Below are 18,096 nucleotides of genomic sequence, written 5' to 3' on the forward strand. Positions count from 1 at the left end.
GTATATGTAACGGTCAAATATTTCTATTGTATTTTTGCGGAAAATGTGGTATAATAACAGTAATTTAAAGCATAAAAGGACAGGTGAACGGATTTGAAGACCTTAGAAGAAGTAAGAGAAGTTTTTGCAGATGACAGGTTTGCTACCGAGAATGGCGCCGTCATTGAGGAGATAGGCGATGGATACGCAAAATGCTCCGTAAAGCTTGAACGCAAGCATAAAAATGCCATGGGCGGCGTTATGGGCGGAGTTTATTTCACACTGGCGGACTTTGCCTTTGCAGTGGCATCGAACCATGAGAAAATGGGTGTTGTTTCCATAAGCTCCAACATAGCTTTTCTCAGTGCTGCCAAGGGCGATATGCTTTATGCCGAGGCGCACTGTGTAAAGGACGGACGCACTACCTGCTACTACAACGTCAATGTTTACGACGAGACTGGCAGGCAGGCTGCGGCTGTGACTATCACAGGCTGTCATGTGGGCTAACAATAAAACGGCTGCCGGTATTTCACGACAGCCGTTTTGCTTTTTTTATGTCATTAGATTAGAATAGTATATTACAGACCGTATTCGCCTGTGCTTATGGTTATAGCCTGTTCAACAGGGATAATGAATATCTTTCCGTCACCGTATGCACCCTTGCCGCCTGTTCGGGCAGCGGTTATCATAACGTTAACTACCTTATCCACCATTTCATCCTCCACCACAACCATGACCATTTCCTTGGGCATTTCATCGTAATGGATAGCGCCTACTTTAAGTCCCTGCTGCTTTCCACGGCCAAGAACGCTTGTTCTTGTTGCAGGATATATTCCGTTATCCGCCAAAGCGGTAAGCACATCTGAAACCTTTTCGGGACGGATTATTGCTTTTACCATTTTCATAAACATCGCTCCATTACAGCATTATTTTATAAATATATGGTAACTCTTTTTGGAGCATTTGTCAAGTGGGTAAAACGTGAAAATGCAGGAAATCAAAAATAAAAATTCATTTCAGCTAAATTTATTTTGCAGAAGTGCTTCCGAAACCGCCGCTGCGCTTGTCCTCGGCTGCATCATCAACTGTTATTCCGAAAGGCATGAAGATTCCTTGTGCAAATGCGTCGGAGGCCTTCAGCTCAAGTATTTTGCCGCTGTTTGATTCGTTGGTTATCCTTATCTGGATATGACCCTCGTTGTCAGCGCCAAAATAATCGCTGTCGATAATGCCAACGGTGTTGTCGAGCCTCAGGCGGTACTTAAAGCCAAGTCCGCTTCTGGGGCAGCACATAAGGAACCAACCGTCATCTATCCTTGCACGTATTCCTGTGGGGATAGTTATTGTTTCGTTGGGCATAAGCTTTATGGGGCAGGGAATATAAAAGTCATAGCCTGCGGAGCCTGATGTGGCACGCTTTGGCAGGCGGATATCCTCATACATTTGTGAAAGCTCGGCTTCCGAATAGTTTGGAAGAAGTCTTGCGCCGTCAGCCAAGAACTGCTCCTTTGATATTTTTTTGAATTCAGCGATCCTGTTCATTCCGAGATCTCCTTTAAAAGCCTGTCAAATGTGGGACGGTCTGCAAGTCCTGCGGAGAATGCGGTTGCGCTTCCTGCGGCTGTACCCCATTTGAGGGCAGTCTCATAATTTTTGGTGTTTATGTATCCTGCAATGAATCCTGCAAGCATTGAGTCGCCTGCGCCTACAGAGTTGACAGCGGTGCCCTTGGGAGCGCCTATTCGATATACGTTTGCGTCCTCTGCTGCAAGCACAGAGCCGTTTTCTGCCATAGACACGATAACATTTGATGCTCCCATAACACGCAGTCTCAGTGCACAGGCTTCCGCCTGATCTGCATTGTATATCGGACAGCCCAGAAGCTCGGACGCCTCGTGATGATTGGGCTTTATCAGAAAAGGCTTATATTTGAGAAGTTTTGTGAGCAGGCTGCCTGAAGCGTCTGCAGCAATAAGCACGCCGCTGTTTTCAAGCCTGCGGCAGATAGTCTCGTAAATGTCCTCGGGAACGGACTTTGGCACGCTTCCCGCAAGAATAAGTACATCACCGCTTTTAAGAGTGTCGGTTTTCTTCAGCAGCTTATCAATGGCTTCGCTGCTGATAACGGGACCGCCGGGATTTATCTCAGTTTCTCTTGCGCTGTCAGTCTCGAAAAGCTTGACGCATATTCTTGTAAAGCCCTCATCAAGGGCGATAAAGTCGGCGGAGATACCCATTTCCTTTACCGCTTCAGTAAGAGCTGCACCTGTAAAGCCTGCGGCAAAACCCCATGCGGTACTTTCGGTGCCAAGCATTTTCAGCACATATGAAACATTTATTCCCTTTCCGCCCCAGCATATTTTTTCTGAGGTGGTTCTGTTCACGCTTCCGCCGTTAAGGCTTGGGAGCCTGAGAACATAGTCAACTGCGGGATTGAAGGTAACTGTATATATCATAAAAAATTCCTTTTTTGCAGATGTATTTATTTTGCCGAGCCACGGATAATAAGCTCGTGATCCAGAATGATATGCTCATTGTTCTTTTCGGTCTTGTGCATATTTTCCAGAAGCTTTGTGATAACTGTCTTGCCCATTTCATATCCGGGCTGAGCAACGGTGGTTATACCGGGGATATACATTTCGCTGAGGCTGATGTTATCAAAGCCGCAAACCTCCAGCTGTGAGCCGATGGCAATGCCGTCACGGGAAGCCTGCTTTATAACGCCAACTGCCAGCAGGTCGGAAATGCAGAAAACTGCCTCGGGAGGCTCGGGGAGGCTCATAAAATATTTCAGTGCCTCACAGCCGTCGGTGTAATCATATGAGCAGCGGTAGATGTACTTTTCGTCCTTTTCAATGCCGTAAGCTGCCAGAGCACGAGTATATCCCGCTTCTCGGTCGTGAGAGGAATGAGCGCTTGTTACAGTGGTGATAAGAGCGATCTTCCTCTTTCCTTTTTTCAGGAAAAAGCTTACAGCGTCAAAAGCCGCCGCTTCGTCATTGATAGTAACGGTGAGAACATTTGCACCCTCTCTGCGCTCGCAGCAGAGAGCAATGTTATAGCTCTTGTTCAGCTCGTTGAGTTTTTCACCGTCTATCTGAGTTCCGAGAAGCACTGCCGCATCGACTGTGCGGTTAAAGAGCATATTAAGCAGACGCATCTCGGTATCAAGATAGCTGTTGCTTGTACTGAGGAAAATATCATAAAACGGATATGCTGCGTCCTGCATACCATTGATGATGTTGCTGTAAACAGTATGCTCAGTTGAGGGCAGAATAACAAGGATATTGTTTGTCTCGCATTTTCTCAGGTTTCTGCCGAGAAAATTGGGACTGTAACCCATTTCATTTATGACCTCGTTAACTGCTGCCGCAGTCTCATCGGATACTGCCGAGCTGTTGTTGAGCACTCGTGAAACAGTTGCTACCGATACGCCTGCCGCTTTGGCTACATCTTTAATAGTGACACTCATTTATATTACCATTCCTTTCGGAAATTTATACGATCTTTTCGTCCTCTTTGAGAGAACGGTTCTTTTCTTTGAGCTTTGCATTTTTGCGCTCGGCACGCTTTACCGAGCGTTCATATGAGAAGATATCCGCAAAAACAGCTATTGCCAGAAGCACCGTAACGATTATTGCGGGATATATCCTTGATGTGAGCACCTCAACGCTTTCTTTTGGTACAGTTGCATTGGGGATCCCGTTGAGAACTGAAATCGGGTATATGTAAAAAACAGTTCCTGCAATATTCAGAAGCGCTGAGCCGAGATTTGTTATCCGGTTCCTGAAAAAAGCCAGCAGCAGCGATAGACCGAGAAGCACTACGGAAATTATCAGTGCTCTTCCGATGTCAGTATAGTTATTGGACATAAGTCCTATTCCGCCCATAAGATTCAGAAAAAGGCAGCATACCGCAAATGCGGCGCAGCTCAGCCCCAGGATTATCTTTCTGAAAATTTCCATAAAAAATACCGTTCTTTCCTGTAAAATAAAACCGCTGTATCATCACAGCACTGCTAATATAACATTATATCACATTTTTTGCGCCTATGCAAGCGATTTTTGACCCGATAATAAAAATTTGCAGGTGAGTGACAAATGACCAATAAAATGCAGAAATGGACATATGTACATTTAATGCTAAATCCGACTTGATTTTTAAAAGAATGGGGGTAAAATTACAGAATATAAAACTCTTATATTTTGAAGTGCGGTGCAAATATTAAAACAGTAAGGGTAAGTTCCGACAAAGAATGCACTCTGTTGTGCTGTGTGCTGCGGTCGGCACCTTGCGGCAGGAAGTTCGTGCCGATGAACGATAAAAGCTGTACAGGCTTTCAATAAGATGCTGTTTACTCGGCTTTATCGTAGATCGGTAAAAGATGCGGCGGAGAGCTGCGGAGAGGATGAAGATATGGTATCAGCACTTAAACTGCTCCGTGGTGCGGCGTGTGCCGCCCTTGCGGCACTTACGGGTGGTATCCTTTATTATAACGTTTCTCTCCCCGATAATTATCTTGTTACGGGCGGAGAAAATCTGAAGCTGGGCGAGCATATAGCAGTTCGTTCAGAGAGTATTATTCCTGAAAATTATTCCTTTTATGTGCAGTGCCCGCAGAATGCGGCGGCAATGTCTGGGGCGCTGGCTTCCCGCACTGAGCAGCTGACCCTTTTCGGCGTATTTCCCATAAAGAATGTAAATGTCACCGAGGTGGCAGAGCCTGTGGTAATTCCCTGCGGAACGCCATTTGGCATAAAGCTTATGACCGAGGGAGTTCTGGTAGTGGAGCTTACGGGCTTTGACACTGGTGACGGTATCATATCGCCTGCAAGGGAAGCAGGCATTGACGAGGGCGATGTTATCGTCAGCATTTCGGGCAAGCCTGTTTCGGGCAATAAGGACGTGAGCCGCATTATCGAGGAAAGCGGCGGCAAGACCCTTGGTGTGGAGCTGATACGCAGCGGTGAGCACAGAGTGGTTTTTCTCAAACCGAGCAAAGCGGCTTCGGACGACAGCTACCGTGCGGGAATGTGGGTGCGAGACAGCTCCGCAGGCATAGGCACGGTGACTTTTTATGACCCCTCCACAGGGATATTTGCAGGTCTTGGACACCCTGTCTGCGATACGGACACGGGAGAGATGCTTACCATGTCCTGCGGTGAAGCGGCTGACGTATATATCAGCGGCGTGAAAAAAAGCACGGCAGGCGCTCCGGGAGAGCTTATCGGAATGTTCACCTCCGACAAAGCCAGCGGAAGCCTGCTTGAAAACAGCGAATGCGGCGTTTACGGCAAAATGGGCAGCAGTCCCACACTTAAAAGTGCAGTTCCCGTGGCAATGCGGCAGGAAGTGCAGACAGGTGCGGCTGAGATATATGCCACCATCAGCGGCTGCGAGCCTGAGTGCTATTCGGTCGAGATCGAAAAGATAGATATGGGCAATTCCACCGACTGCAGGAATATGGTCATTCATGTGACCGATGAACGGCTGCTGGATAAAGCGGGCGGCATAGTTCAGGGAATGAGCGGCAGTCCCATTATCCAGAACGGCAAACTTGTGGGAGCGGTCACTCATGTGCTTGTCCGTGACCCTACAAGGGGATATGGCATTTTTGCCGACACCATGCTTGAATGTGCCAAAAGTGCGGCGGGATAAGACTTTACAGGGAACACACTGAATAAATGTGTTCCCTGTACATAGCTACAAGCATCTACGTTCATAGAATTTTAATTATGTGGGCTGTTGATTTTTGTATGAGCTTGTAGTATAATATTTTTAGTTGTCTTACAGGCATAATGAAAGTTGGTTCAGACTCGGAAGGATGGAATTGATTTGTCCTCATACTATGACCGCAAAAAGAAGGAAAACGGCATCAAATTCCGTATTTCTTTTGTAATATTATTTGCCGCAGCAAGCTTCGCTGCGTGCTTTGCTCTTTATATGAAAAGCAGCTCGCCTGCCGATGATAAGCCCCAAGCTGACGGCAGCGCATCTCAGGTGACGGCTTTTACTGTTACACAGACCGTTTCGGAAACAGAAACAGAAACGGAGGCGGTGAGCGAAAGAACATCTACTGCCGACATTAACCCCATTGCCGAAAGTGCAGAGGTAGATGAAAGCTACTTTGATGACTGTATGTTTGTGGGCGACTCCCTTATGGTGGGACTTGGCACATACGGCTTTATCCCCGAGGAGCAGATCGCTGCAGGCATCGGAATGAGCGTTGTCAGTATAGGCACTACACCTCTTACAAATGCAGACGGAAGCGAGATCCTTGCAGCCGATAAGGTTAATGCCGCTTCTCCCCGGCATGTTTATATCCTGCTGGGACTTAATATGCTGGGAACCTATACCGATGAGCAGCTTTTGTCATATTACGGCGATTTTATTGACAGCATCAACAGGGAAAATACGGATATCTATGTCATTTCCGTTCCGCCCGTAACAGGGGAGAGGGAAACTGACGAGGATAATCCTATCCTTAATTCGGATATCGACAGCTTCAATGCCGATCTGCTTAAATTTGCAAACAACCGCTGTGTTTACTATGTTGACCTTAACACGGCACTCAAAGGTCCCGACGGAAGATTTCCCGAGGAGGACGCCGAGGCAGACGGTGTGCATTTCAAGAAGCCTACCTACAGGACTATGCTTGAATATCTTCGTACACACGTTTACAGCGGAGAATAAGAAAAATATGAAAAGGTCTGTAACAGCAGATCTTTCTGAAAGGTGATAGTAGATATGAAGAAATATTGTCTTGCCGCTGCGGCGGCTTTATGTGCTGTTATGATGACAGCCTGCGGGGCAGAAAACGGGGCTCCTGCAGATACTTCCGCTCAGTCGGAGACCGAAAGCGTCACTGAGTCCGTTTCCGAGACTGTGAGCGAAACAGAAGCGGCTTCCTCCGAGGAAACTACCGTCAGCGAGACTGAGGAAACAACTGAGACCTCCGAGACCAAGGAAGCTTTTACCTGTGCGGATATCGTTGCTGAGATAGAAAACACCGTAGAGCTGCCCTCCATGGCTGATATCGGCGCTGACCGTGTTCATATGTATCTTGATTTTGAGATCCCCGAGGGCTGCGACTTTGCAATGTCCATCTGCGGCTCAGGCGGATTTGCAGATGAGATATTCGTTATAGATGCTTCCGATATCGACGAAGCGGTTCTTGAAGCTGCGGTTGAAAAGCGCATTACTGCAAGAGAAAAGGATTTCGAGGGTTACAATCCCGATGAGTATGACAAGCTGGAGAATTATTTTTCAAAGTACAGCGGCGGTTATTATATGTATGTTGTTACAGCCGACAACGCAGCCTGCGAAAATATTTTTGATAATTATGTAAAATAATTTCTCTCTGTGACAAGTTTTTACAAAAAACTCTTTACATTATAAGCAAAATAGTGTAAAATAGATAATTGAAAATGTATGATAGAGGGAAAGGATGTTTGAATTATGCCCGATGAGATCAAATATAAGCGAGTTCTTCTCAAGCTCAGCGGAGAAGCCCTTGCGGGAGATAAGAAAACAGGTCTTGACTACAGCGTTATCACGCCCATATGCGCAAGCATAAAGAAGTGCGCCGATGCAGGCGTTCAGATGGGTATCGTTGTAGGCGGCGGAAACTTCTGGAGAGGCCGTTCCAGCGGCGCTATGGACAGGACCCGTGCAGACCATATCGGAATGCTTGCGACCACAATGAATGCACTTGCTGTTGCTGATGTGCTGGAGTCCATGGGACTTGATGTACGTGTTCAGACTGCTATCTCAATGCCTCAGGTCGCAGAGCCTTACATAAGAAACAAGGCTGTAAGACATTTTGAAAAGGGAAGAGTTGTTATCTTCGGCTGCGGAACGGGAAATCCCTTCTTCTCCACAGATACCGCTTCAACTCTGAGAGCTGCCGAGATCGAGGCAGATATCGTCCTCAAGGCTACAATGGTAGATGGCGTTTACGATAAGGACCCCAACAAGTATGATGACGCTGTCAAGTACGATAAGCTCACATTCAATGAGATACTTCTCAAAAATCTTGCGGTAATGGACAGCACCGCTGCTTCCATGTGCAAGGACAATAATCTTCCCATTCTTGTTTTTGACCTCAACCGTCCCGAAAATATCTATGATGCCTGCATGGGCAAGAATGTCGGAACACTCGTAGTTCCCGAATAAGCAATAATACGTGATAAATATACTTTGAAAGGAAAAGATCAATATGCACGAAACAGTTAAAACAGCCCAGGAGAAAATGAGCAAGTGCCTCGCAGCCCTTGAAAGAGAGCTTACCACAGTAAGAGCAGGAAGAGCTAACCCTGCTGTTCTCGACAGGATCCAGGTAGATTACTACGGCACTCCCACAGCTATCAACGCAATGGCTGCAATCAGCGTTTCCGAGGCAAGAGTTCTGGTTATCCAGCCCTGGGATATGTCTGCTCTCAAGAATATTGAAAAGGCTATCCTTGCTTCCGATATCGGAATCACTCCCACAAATGACGGCAAGGTACTCCGTCTTGCATTCCCTCAGCCCACTGAGGAGCGCCGTAAGGAGCTTGTAAAGAAGGTAAAGGCTGACGGCGAAGAGGCTAAGGTAACTGTAAGAAATGCAAGAAGAGATGCTCTTGACAAGCTCAAGGCTATGAAGAAGAATTCCGAGATCACCGAGGACGACATGAAGTCTATCGAAAAGGATCTCCAGAAGGTAACTGACAAGGCTGTTGATGATATCGACGCAGTTGTTGCTGACAAGGAAAAGGAGATCATGACCGTCTGATCTGCGGCTATATTTGATTTACAGAGAGGTTGTGTAGTTATAAGCGCATCTGATCTTTCTAAAAACACTGCAAATGTTCCTGCTCATGTGGGTTTTATAATGGACGGCAACGGAAGATGGGCTGCTAAGCGTGGCCTTCCACGTCCTGCGGGTCATAAGGCGGGAGCCGATAATCTCCGCAAGATAATGGACGCCTGCCGAAACAGGGGAATAAAGTATGCCACTTTCTTTGCGTTTTCCACCGAAAACTGGAAGCGCCCCAAGGAAGAGGTAGATGCTCTTATGCGCCTTTTTTATGATTATCTTGACGAGGCTGACCGATTTACGGGCAAAAAAGCAAGGATAATGTTTCTCGGCAGCAAGGAGCCGTTCCCCGAAAAGCTCAGGGAGCGCATGATAAAGCTGGAGCAAAATTCTGCGGGCTATGACTCTATGACGATCATGTTTGCGATGAACTACGGCGGCAGAGATGATATTGTTTATGCGGCAAGGCGACTGGCGGAAGCTGCTGCCGATGGGGACATTAAGCCCTCCGATATTGACGAGAAGCTTTTTTCGGGAATGCTTTACACAGGTTCAGCACCCGATGCCGACCTTATCATACGCACCAGCGGCGAGCTGAGGCTTTCCAATTTCCTTTTGTGGCAGGCGGCGTATGCCGAGCTGTATTCTACAGATGTTTTATGGCCTGATTTCAATGAAAAAGAGCTGGATAAGGCTCTTGAAGCATACGCTTCAAGAAGCAGGCGCTTCGGAGGTGTTTGACCGTGAAAACAAGAATCATAACTGCTATAATCGGCATTACTATTGGCATAATCGTAATGATACTCAGCAATACCGTGCTTTATCCCATTGTTGTAGCGGCAATAGCGGGAATGTCCGTGTATGAGATTCTCCATGCCTGCGGCTGCGGTGTGAATAAGTATCCGGGCCATTTTGCAATGTGCATTGCCTTTGCTGTGACGATACCATTGCTTACATGGTTTGATTTTATCGGCGATATCTGGAGACTGTTTGCAGCTTCTGTTATCGTGTTCCTGATGTTTGCGGGATATGTTGCCGATCACAAGCGCCTGCCCTTTGACAAGCTGGCTGTGATGGTGACCACCACCTGCCTTATCACACTTTCCGTTACCTGCCTTGTATCTCTGAAGAATATGAGCAGCGTTCATGGCATATCCTATGTTATAATGGCTCTTATGGCTGCGTGGATACCTGACGGCGGTGCATATTTTGTAGGTACATTCTTCGGAAAGCACAAGCTCTGCCCCGATATCTCTCCCAAGAAAACAGTCGAGGGCGCAGTAGGCGGACTTGTGGTAACTGTCATTGTTTTCATTCTTTACGCAATGGGCTATAAGTATGTTATGCACCTGAACGGAATTGATTTTGAGGTAAATTACCTGCTGCTTTCCGTTGTAATGATGATAGCAACTCCCATCAGCATGGTGGGCGACCTTTCAGCTTCACTTCTCAAAAGAGAGTACGGTATCAAGGATTACGGCAAGATACTTCCCGGTCACGGCGGAATAGTTGACCGCTTTGACAGCGTTTATTTTGTGCTTCCTTATATCATGCTGGTTTTCAACGCATTCGGTCAGAATATATTTGTTTCCAGCGTTAGCTGATGATGTGAAATAACGGTGCTGTTTCGAGCTCGGATAAATTCGGAGCAGGGCAGCACCTTGATTTTTTTGGAGACGTTTTTATGAAGAAGATAAATCTGCTGGGATCGGGCGGCTCTATCGGCACTCAGACTGCCGAGGTATGCAGGCTCCACGGCATCGGCATACATTCCGCTGCTCTGAAAAGCAACTATAAAAGACTTGCCGAGCAGGCAAAAGAGTTCGGCATGAAAAGGGTCTGCATCTTTGATGAGGAATATGTCAAGCCTTTAAAAAATGAGCTTTTCGGAACAGGCACCGAGATACTTACGGGTATGGAGGGACTGTGCGCCCTTGCGTCGGACGATACTGCGGATATCACTTTCAATTCCGTTGTGGGAATGGTCGGATTAAAGCCTACTATTGCAGCTCTTGAAAGCGGATTGGACGTTGCTCTTGCCAACAAGGAAACTCTTGTTGCAGGCGGAGATATCGTTATGAAGCTGGCTGCCGACCTTGGCAGACAGATACTTCCCGTTGACAGCGAGCACAGCGCAATTTTTCAGTGCATAATGGGCATAAAGGGTGACGTTTCAAAGCAGCTCAAAGGGATAATCCTTACCGCTTCGGGTGGGCCTTTCTTTGGAAAGGAATTTGAAGAGCTTGAAAATGTGACTATCGAGCAGGCGCTCAAGCACCCCAACTGGTCAATGGGCAGAAAGATAACCGTTGACAGCGCCACACTTATGAACAAGGGGCTGGAGCTTATGGAGGCGTGTCATCTTTTTCACGTCAAGCCCTCTGATGTGGAGATAGTTGTCCACAGGCAGAGCGTTGTCCATTCGGCGATAGTTCTGGCGGACAATGCGGTCATTGCTCAGCTTGGCGTTCCCGATATGAAGATACCGATACAGCTGGCGCTTACATATCCCGAGCGTATGCCCTCGGCATCAGGTAAGCTTTTCCTCACCGATTATGGCAGGCTTACCTTTGAAAAGCCAGATATGGAGGCTTTTCCATGCCTTGCTGCGGCTGTCAGGGCAGCCGAAACAGGCGGAACGGCGGGAAGTATTGTGAACGGTGCCAACGAGCGTGCAGTTGAGCTTTTCCTTGACAAAAAGATAGGCTTTAACGATATAGGCAGGGGAGTATGCGCCGCACTTGATGAGATACCCGTAAAGTGCGCCGACAGCGTTGACACGGTTCTTGAAGCAGATAAGGCTGCAAGAGCGTTTATTGACAGCAGATATCACATCTGCTGATTTTCGGAGGAGCTAATGAGTACAGTTATTTCTATCATCTGTGCGATCCTTATTTTCTGCGTGATCGTGGTGGTACATGAGTTCGGTCACTTTATCGTTGCGAGAAAATGTGGGATAGACGTAAAGGAATTTGCCATAGGAATGGGCCCTGCGATATTCAAAAAGCAGGGTAAAAACACGCTTTTTACCATTCGTATCCTGCCCCTTGGCGGTTACTGCTCCATGGACGAGGACGAGGAAGCTGTCAGCGAGAACAGCTTCCGCAGCAAGTCTGTTTGGCGCAGAATGGCAGTTATTGCAGCAGGTGCCATAATGAACCTGATACTCGGTTTTCTTATTTCCATAGTGACACTTCTGGTGGCACAGCAATACACCACAAATATCGTTGCCGAGATATCCGACGGTTCGGGCTGTCAGGCAGCGGGTATGCAGGTGGGCGACAGGATAGTAAAGGTCAACGGACTGCATATCTTCACTGCAAATGACATCATCTATCAGCTCAGAAATGACGAGGACGGCGTACTTGATTTTGTGGTAGTGCGTGACGGCCGGAAGCTTGATCTGAACGGTGTAAAATTCCAGCTCACTGTTGATGAAGAAACAGGCGAGCGTGTGCTCAACTATGATTTCAAGGTATATGCCAAGAAGCTTGGAGCAGCTGATCTTCTTCCTCAGGCGGGAAACAAGTTCTGTTACTATTCACGCCTTGTGCTCCTTTCACTGAAAGACCTTATCACAGGCAAATACGGCCTTAACAATCTTCAGGGCCCTGTGGGAATAGTTACGGTTATCTCGGAAAGCGCTCAGGAATCAGGCTTTGATATAGGATTTCTGCTTGAAATAGCTATGCTTATTTCGGTAAACGTGGGAATTTTCAACCTCCTGCCCCTGCCTGCTCTTGACGGCGGCAGACTGGTTTTCCTTATCATCGAAGCGATGCGCAAAAAGCCCATGAAGCCCGAAACAGAGGGTATGATACATTTTGCGGGCTTTGCACTGCTTATGCTGCTTATGCTCTTTGTTACATTCAATGATGTGAAGAATATCATAAAGTAGCCTTGTGCTGAAAGATACCGCAAATCAAAGGAGAATGCAAAATGAGAAAGCTCCACCCCGTAAAAGTCGGAAACCTTACCTTTGACGGTAAGAAAATATATATCCAGTCCATGCTCAATGTTATTGCTGATGACGTGGAGGGCAATGTCCGTCAGGCAATGGCGCTTGAAGAGGCAGGCTGTGAGATAATTCGTGTGTCCGTGCCGTCGCTTAAAGATGTACGGCTCATTGAAGCCATAAAGAACAGGATATCCGTGCCTCTGGTTGCGGATATCCATTTCGATTATAAGGTGGCGCTGGAATGTGCCGCAGCAGGCGTGGATAAGATACGCATAAACCCCGGAAATATCGGCGGAATGGACAGGGTAAAGGCTGTTGCCGATGCCTGCCGTGCAAGAAATATCCCCATAAGGATAGGCGTTAACTCAGGCTCCCTTGAAAAGGATATTCTTGCCGAGTACGGCGGCCCCTGCGCCGAGGCTCTTGTCAAAAGCGCTATAGGTCACGCAAGGCTGCTGGAGCAGTGCGATTTCAATGATATCGTAATTTCCATTAAATCATCCGACGTTAAGACAATGATAGCAGCATACCGCCTTGCGGCAGAGCAGACTGAATATCCTCTGCATCTTGGTGTTACCGAGGCTGGCACGGCTCATATGGGACTTATCAAATCGGCTGTTGGAATTGGCTCGTTGCTTTGTGACGGCATAGGCGAGACTATCCGTGTTTCCCTCACTGATGACCCTGTTACCGAGGTGGCAGCTGCAAAGGATATTCTCAAAGCAATCGGTCTTGGTCACGGAGTAAAGCTTGTGTCATGTCCCACCTGCGGACGCACAAGGATAGATATAGTAGGGCTTGCCAAGAGCGTTGAAGCTGCGGTAAAGGATATCCCCGAGGATATCACGGTTGCAGTCATGGGCTGTGCTGTCAACGGTCCCGGAGAGGCTGCCGAGGCTGATATCGGCATTGCGGGAGGAGACGGCTGTGCCGTTATTTTCCGAAAGGGCAGGCTTCTCAGAAAAGTAAAGGAAGAGGACGTTTTGAAAGAGCTTTTGTCTGAGATAGACAAGCTGCGGGAGGAAAACAGAAATTGCTGATAAAAGAGCTTTTTTCCGAATATACCGAAAATATCCCCAACCCCGTAGGCAGGGGAGAGCTGCTGAAAATATGCCACAGCAAGGACGGCAAGCAGATGGTTCTGTTTGCAAAGTTTACTCAGCTGCAAAGGTTTGATAACCTTGACGAGTTCGAGCGTGCGGCGGCAAAGGCTGTGGGGCTGGACTATCTGCGTGTAAAGTGCAGATATACTCCCGATATGCTGGACGCAAAATACACGGGCGAGGCTGTCAAGCGTTTAAAGCAGGATATGGCAGTGATAAACGGTCATCTTAACGGTGCGTTTTATTATATCGACAACAATACCGTACATATCGAGCTTAAAAGAGGCGGTGCGGAGCTTTTGTCAAGGGCTGGCTTTGAAAATGCTCTTGCAAAGCTGCTGAATGAGGAATTTTCCGTAAAACTTACCGTAAAACTTATCGAAAAGCAGACAGAGCAGGATAATGACTACCATTATGAGCAGATGATGAAGCAGGTCTATTCCGATTCTCTGCCCATTCCCGACCCTGACATTCCTGCACGTCCCGCATATGTGGAAGAGGCTCCTCAGACAGTCACCGTTGATTTCAAGGATATCCCCGTAATGAGCGACGGCGCTGAGATAGTCAAGGGAAAGCGCATTTATGCCGACAGCGTTACCAACATCGGCGATATAAATGAAGCCAGAAACGGAATTGTTATCTGGGGCGATGTTTTTGACTATGCCGAAAAGGAGATAAAAAACAAAAAGGGTGAGGAAAAGCGCATAACCACTGTTAGCCTTACCGACTACACAGGTTCTATTTCCATAAAGGATTTTGCCGACAAGGACAGCGAAAATGTTCTTGCAAAGCTCAAAAAGGGCTGCACTGTTGTTATCAGGGGCAAGGCAGATTTTGATACATTTGACAACGAATTTATCATGCGTGCCAATGATATCATGCTGGTGAAAAAGCTTGAAAGAACTGATACCTGCGAGGAAAAGCGTGTTGAGCTTCATATGCACACCAATATGTCCCAAATGGATGCGATAACCCCAGCGGACAAGCTTATCAAGCGTGCATATTCGTGGGGACATAAGGCTATTGCCATCACTGACCACGGTGGACTTCAGGCATTTCCCGATGCGGTGGCTGCCTGCGATGATATAAGAAAAGGCGGCGGAGAGTTTAAGATAATATACGGCTGCGAAGCCTATTCCGTTGATGATACCGTTGAGGCTGTCAAGGTCTATAAGGACGTTCCCATCAAGGGCGAGCTTATCGTGTTCGACCTGGAGACAACGGGCTTTTCAGCTACAGGCGAGAGGATCATCGAGTACGGTGCAGTAAGGCTCCGTGACCTGGAGCTATGCGACACATTTTCCAGCTTTGCCGACCCCGAGCGTCCTATCCCCGAGAGGATAACAAAGCTTACGGGTATCACGGGCGAAATGGTCAAGGGTGCGCCCTCCGAGAAGGAAGCGTTGGAAAAATTCATTGAATACTGCGGTGAAGATCCCGTACTTATTGCCCACAATGCGGGCTTTGATACGTCCTTTATCCGTGCGGAATGTCTCCGTCACGGCATTGAGTTCCATTTTTCCACTATTGATACGGTGGTAATGTGCCGCAGTATGCTGCCTGAGCTTAAAAAGCACAAGCTTGATGTTGTGGCAAAGCATCTTGGACTGGGCGAGTTTGACCATCACCGTGCTTTTGAGGACGCAAAAATGCTGGGACGCATTTTCATCAAGCTTGCCACACGTCTTATCACCGAGCACGGCTGTGTGAACATCAGCGAGATAAACAGCGTTACCAAGAACGTTGACCCAAGGCTGCTGAGAACCTATCATCAGATAATACTTGTGCGCAACAATGCGGGACTTAAAAATCTGTACAAGCTGGTTTCGTTCAGCCACCTGAACCATTACCACAGGCGGCCGAGAATACCCATGTCCGAGCTGCTCACGTACCGTGAGGGTCTCATCGTGGGAAGCGCCTGCGAATCGGGCGAGCTTTTCACTGCTGTCCGTGACGGCAGACCATGGGACGTTCTCTGCGAGATAGCCTCATTTTACGATTATCTGGAGATACAGCCTGCCCTCAACAACCAGTTCCTTATCCGTGATGAGGATTACGAGAACATCAACACCGTTGAGGATCTGCAGGAGTTCAACAAAACGATCGTTAAGCTGGGTGAGGCGCTGAACATACCCGTTGTTGCCACCTGCGACGTTCATTTTATGGACCCTGCGGACTCTATATTCAGAAAGATACTTATGTACGACAAGTTTGCCGATGCCGAATATCAGCCGCCGCTGTATCTCAGGACGACTGATGAAATGCTGGAGGAATTTTCCTATCTTGGCAAGGAAAAGGCTTACGAGGTCGTTGTTACCAATACAAACAAGATAGCGGATATGGTCGATCCGGATATCAGACCCATTCCGCCGGGAACATTCACTCCAAGCATGGATAATGCCGAGGAGGAGCTTCCCCGAATCACATGGCAAAGAGCTAAGGAGACTTACGGCGACCCGCTGCCCGACATCGTTCAGAAGCGTCTTGACAAGGAGCTGAACTCCATTATCAAAAACGGATTTGCGGTTCTGTACATGATCGCCCAGAAGCTTGTTGCAAACTCCAATGAGCATGGCTATCAGGTTGGTTCCCGTGGATCTGTAGGTTCATCATTCGTTGCAAATATGTCAGGTATCTCGGAGGTTAACTCTCTGCCGCCCCACTATCTTTGCCCCAACTGCAAAAACAGCGAGTTCATAACCGACGGTTCGGTCGGCTCGGGCTATGACCTGCCGCCTAAAAAGTGCCCCAAGTGCGGCACTGAATACATAAGAGAAGGTCACGATATCCCCTTTGAAACGTTCCTTGGATTTAACGGAGACAAGGCGCCTGATATCGACCTTAACTTCTCGGGCGAGTATCAGACCTCCGCTCATAAATACACCGAGACACTTTTCGGAAGCGAGAACGTGTTCAAGGCGGGAACCACAGGTTCGGTTGCTGAAAAGACCGCATACGGTTACGTAAAGCATTATCTTGAAGCCGTTGGCAAGCACGTTTCAAAGGCTGAGGAAAACAGGCTCACACTGGGCTGCACTGGCGTTAAGAGAACCACAGGTCAGCACCCCGGAGGAATGGTCGTTGTTCCCTCTGATTATGAGGTTTACGACTTTACCGCCGTTCAGCACCCTGCGGAAGACCCAAAGTCCAACTTCGTCACCACCCACTTCGACTTCCATTCACTCCATGATACTATCCTGAAGCTTGACGAGCTTGGACACGATGTGCCCACACTTTACAAGCATCTTGAAGACATGACAGGCGTTATGACAAAGGATATTTTCCCTGCGGACGAAAAGGTAATGAGCCTTTATCAGTCTCCCGAAGCGCTGGGCGTTACAGCTGAGGATATCGGCTGGCAGACAGGAACCCTTGCTATCCCTGAGATGGGTACGGGATTTGCCATGCAGATGCTTCTTGATGCAAAGCCCACAAAATTCTCCGACCTGCTCCAGATCTCGGGACTTTCTCACGGTACGGACGTATGGCTGGGCAATGCGCAGGACCTTATCAAAAACGGCATATGCACAATTTCGGACGTTATCGGCTGCCGTGACGGTATCATGACATATCTTATCTATCACGGCGTTGATCCCAACCTTTCCTTTAAGATAATGGAGATAACCCGTAAGGGTAAGGCTCCAAAGCTCCTCACCGAGGAGATGAAGCAGACCATGCGTGACCACGATGTTCCGGAGTGGTACATTGACAGCTGTCTGAAAATAAAATATATGTTCCCGAAAGCCCATGCGGCGGCTTATGTTATTGCAGCCAACAAGCTTGCGTGGTACAAGGTCTATTATCCGCTGGAATTTTACGCTACCATATTTACAGTTCGTGGCGAAGATTTCGATGCCGAAACTGCTATGCAGGGCAGAGAAGCCGTCAAGTTCAAGATGAACGAGATAAAGGCAAAGGGAAATGACAAGACTGCCAAGGATTCGGGCACATATGATATGCTGCTGCTCACCAACGAGATGATGGCAAGAGGCTACGACTTCCTGCCCATTGATATTTTTAAGTCCCACGCCACAAAATACAAGGTGGAGGACGGAAAGATACGTATGCCCTTTGCGGCTGCGGACGGCGTTGGTGAAAATGCGGCAAAGGCGCTTTATGACACGGTTCAGCAGGGAAATTTCATTTCTATTGATGAGCTTCAGGAGCGCAGCGGAGTTTCAAAGTCCGTTATCGAGAAGCTGGAGTCTATCGGAGCCATGGGCGATCTGCCTAAGTCCGACCAGATAAGTCTTTTCTGA

General features: G+C 47.8%; 17 protein-coding genes. 12 read left to right on the forward strand and 5 right to left on the reverse strand.

Annotated features, from left to right (window positions below; genetic code table 11):
• Positions 1–93: 93 nt before the first annotated feature.
• On the forward strand, positions 94–486 hold the full coding sequence (locus OCV68_RS08240) for a PaaI family thioesterase (protein WP_022475952.1): 393 nt from the start codon (positions 94–96) through the stop codon (positions 484–486).
• Positions 487–557: 71 nt separating this feature from the next.
• On the opposite strand, the gene OCV68_RS08245 is transcribed toward OCV68_RS08240, so the two are convergent.
• The 5 genes from OCV68_RS08245 to OCV68_RS08265 form a co-directional block, all read right to left on the reverse strand.
• Positions 558–884: a P-II family nitrogen regulator gene (locus OCV68_RS08245; RefSeq protein ID WP_022475951.1), complete on the reverse strand. Its 327-nt coding sequence runs from the start codon at positions 882–884 to the stop codon at positions 558–560.
• A gap of 121 nt (positions 885–1,005) precedes the next feature.
• Positions 1,006–1,521, reverse strand: coding sequence for a dCTP deaminase/dUTPase family protein (locus OCV68_RS08250; RefSeq protein WP_147621680.1), 516 nt, complete (start codon positions 1,519–1,521; stop codon positions 1,006–1,008).
• Complete coding sequence (gene pfkB / locus OCV68_RS08255) at positions 1,518–2,435, reverse strand: 1-phosphofructokinase (protein ID WP_022475949.1); 918 nt, start codon at positions 2,433–2,435, stop codon at positions 1,518–1,520. The genes OCV68_RS08250 and pfkB overlap by 4 nt, the downstream gene beginning before the upstream one ends.
• Positions 2,436–2,461: 26 nt before the next feature.
• Positions 2,462–3,451, reverse strand: coding sequence for a LacI family DNA-binding transcriptional regulator (locus OCV68_RS08260; RefSeq protein WP_022475948.1), 990 nt, complete (start codon positions 3,449–3,451; stop codon positions 2,462–2,464).
• Between the two features lie 25 nt (positions 3,452–3,476).
• Positions 3,477–3,944 carry a hypothetical protein gene (locus OCV68_RS08265; protein ID WP_262572006.1) on the reverse strand — a complete coding sequence of 156 codons (468 nt, stop codon included), beginning with the start codon at positions 3,942–3,944 and terminating at the stop codon, positions 3,477–3,479.
• Positions 3,945–4,395: 451 nt separating this feature from the next.
• Between OCV68_RS08265 and spoIVB the strand changes: the two genes are divergently transcribed.
• The 11 genes from spoIVB (at position 4,396) to OCV68_RS08320 (ending at position 18,096) form a co-directional block, all read left to right on the forward strand.
• Positions 4,396–5,637: a SpoIVB peptidase gene (gene spoIVB / locus OCV68_RS08270; RefSeq protein WP_262572007.1), complete on the forward strand. Its 1,242-nt coding sequence runs from the start codon at positions 4,396–4,398 to the stop codon at positions 5,635–5,637.
• A gap of 177 nt (positions 5,638–5,814) precedes the next feature.
• Entirely contained in the window at positions 5,815–6,672 is an 858-nt protein-coding gene (locus OCV68_RS08275) for a GDSL-type esterase/lipase family protein (protein WP_262572008.1), read from the forward strand.
• Between the two features lie 54 nt (positions 6,673–6,726).
• Complete coding sequence (locus OCV68_RS08280) at positions 6,727–7,332, forward strand: DUF4358 domain-containing protein (RefSeq protein ID WP_262572009.1); 606 nt, start codon at positions 6,727–6,729, stop codon at positions 7,330–7,332.
• Positions 7,333–7,437: 105 nt separating this feature from the next.
• Positions 7,438–8,154 carry a UMP kinase gene (pyrH, locus tag OCV68_RS08285; RefSeq protein ID WP_022475943.1) on the forward strand — a complete coding sequence of 239 codons (717 nt, stop codon included), beginning with the start codon at positions 7,438–7,440 and terminating at the stop codon, positions 8,152–8,154.
• Positions 8,155–8,197: 43 nt separating this feature from the next.
• Positions 8,198–8,752 (forward strand): ribosome recycling factor, encoded by a 555-nt coding sequence (frr, locus tag OCV68_RS08290; protein ID WP_147621674.1) that lies wholly within the window; start codon positions 8,198–8,200, stop codon positions 8,750–8,752.
• Positions 8,753–8,839: 87 nt separating this feature from the next.
• On the forward strand, positions 8,840–9,517 hold the full coding sequence (gene uppS / locus OCV68_RS08295) for a polyprenyl diphosphate synthase (protein WP_262572010.1): 678 nt from the start codon (positions 8,840–8,842) through the stop codon (positions 9,515–9,517).
• A gap of 2 nt (positions 9,518–9,519) precedes the next feature.
• Entirely contained in the window at positions 9,520–10,380 is an 861-nt protein-coding gene (locus OCV68_RS08300; RefSeq protein WP_262572011.1) for a phosphatidate cytidylyltransferase, read from the forward strand.
• Between the two features lie 80 nt (positions 10,381–10,460).
• Entirely contained in the window at positions 10,461–11,618 is a 1,158-nt protein-coding gene (gene dxr, locus OCV68_RS08305; RefSeq protein ID WP_262572012.1) for a 1-deoxy-D-xylulose-5-phosphate reductoisomerase, read from the forward strand.
• A gap of 15 nt (positions 11,619–11,633) precedes the next feature.
• The gene (gene rseP / locus OCV68_RS08310; protein WP_262572013.1) at positions 11,634–12,674 is read left to right on the forward strand and encodes an RIP metalloprotease RseP; all 1,041 of its coding nucleotides are present in this window, start codon (positions 11,634–11,636) and stop codon (positions 12,672–12,674) included.
• 41 nt (positions 12,675–12,715) lie between these two features.
• Positions 12,716–13,774: a flavodoxin-dependent (E)-4-hydroxy-3-methylbut-2-enyl-diphosphate synthase gene (ispG, locus tag OCV68_RS08315; RefSeq protein ID WP_022475937.1), complete on the forward strand. Its 1,059-nt coding sequence runs from the start codon at positions 12,716–12,718 to the stop codon at positions 13,772–13,774.
• A complete protein-coding gene (locus tag OCV68_RS08320) occupies positions 13,768–18,096 on the forward strand; it encodes a PolC-type DNA polymerase III (protein WP_262572014.1) in 4,329 nt (1,442 codons plus the stop codon). The genes ispG and OCV68_RS08320 overlap by 7 nt, the downstream gene beginning before the upstream one ends.

Origin of the sequence: Huintestinicola butyrica (genome assembly GCF_025567215.1) — a bacterium.
Taxonomy (GTDB): Bacteria; Bacillota; Clostridia; order Oscillospirales; family Ruminococcaceae; genus Huintestinicola; species Huintestinicola butyrica.

Excerpts from the sequence above, each read along its gene's own strand:
- ispG (WP_022475937.1), top strand. The coding sequence starts at position 12,716 with ATGAGAAAGCTCCACCCCGTAAAAGTCGGAAACCTTACCTTTGACGGT.
- OCV68_RS08280 (WP_262572009.1), top strand. The coding sequence starts at position 6,727 with ATGAAGAAATATTGTCTTGCCGCTGCGGCGGCTTTATGTGCTGTTATG.
- frr (WP_147621674.1), top strand. The coding sequence starts at position 8,198 with ATGCACGAAACAGTTAAAACAGCCCAGGAGAAAATGAGCAAGTGCCTC.
- OCV68_RS08245 (WP_022475951.1), bottom strand. The coding sequence starts at position 884 with ATGAAAATGGTAAAAGCAATAATCCGTCCCGAAAAGGTTTCAGATGTG.
- pfkB (WP_022475949.1), bottom strand. The coding sequence starts at position 2,435 with ATGATATATACAGTTACCTTCAATCCCGCAGTTGACTATGTTCTCAGG.
- spoIVB (WP_262572007.1), top strand. The coding sequence starts at position 4,396 with ATGGTATCAGCACTTAAACTGCTCCGTGGTGCGGCGTGTGCCGCCCTT.
- OCV68_RS08265 (WP_262572006.1), bottom strand. The coding sequence starts at position 3,944 with ATGGAAATTTTCAGAAAGATAATCCTGGGGCTGAGCTGCGCCGCATTT.
- rseP (WP_262572013.1), top strand. The coding sequence starts at position 11,634 with ATGAGTACAGTTATTTCTATCATCTGTGCGATCCTTATTTTCTGCGTG.
- dxr (WP_262572012.1), top strand. The coding sequence starts at position 10,461 with ATGAAGAAGATAAATCTGCTGGGATCGGGCGGCTCTATCGGCACTCAG.
- OCV68_RS08250 (WP_147621680.1), bottom strand. The coding sequence starts at position 1,521 with ATGAACAGGATCGCTGAATTCAAAAAAATATCAAAGGAGCAGTTCTTG.
- pyrH (WP_022475943.1), top strand. The coding sequence starts at position 7,438 with ATGCCCGATGAGATCAAATATAAGCGAGTTCTTCTCAAGCTCAGCGGA.
- OCV68_RS08260 (WP_022475948.1), bottom strand. The coding sequence starts at position 3,451 with ATGAGTGTCACTATTAAAGATGTAGCCAAAGCGGCAGGCGTATCGGTA.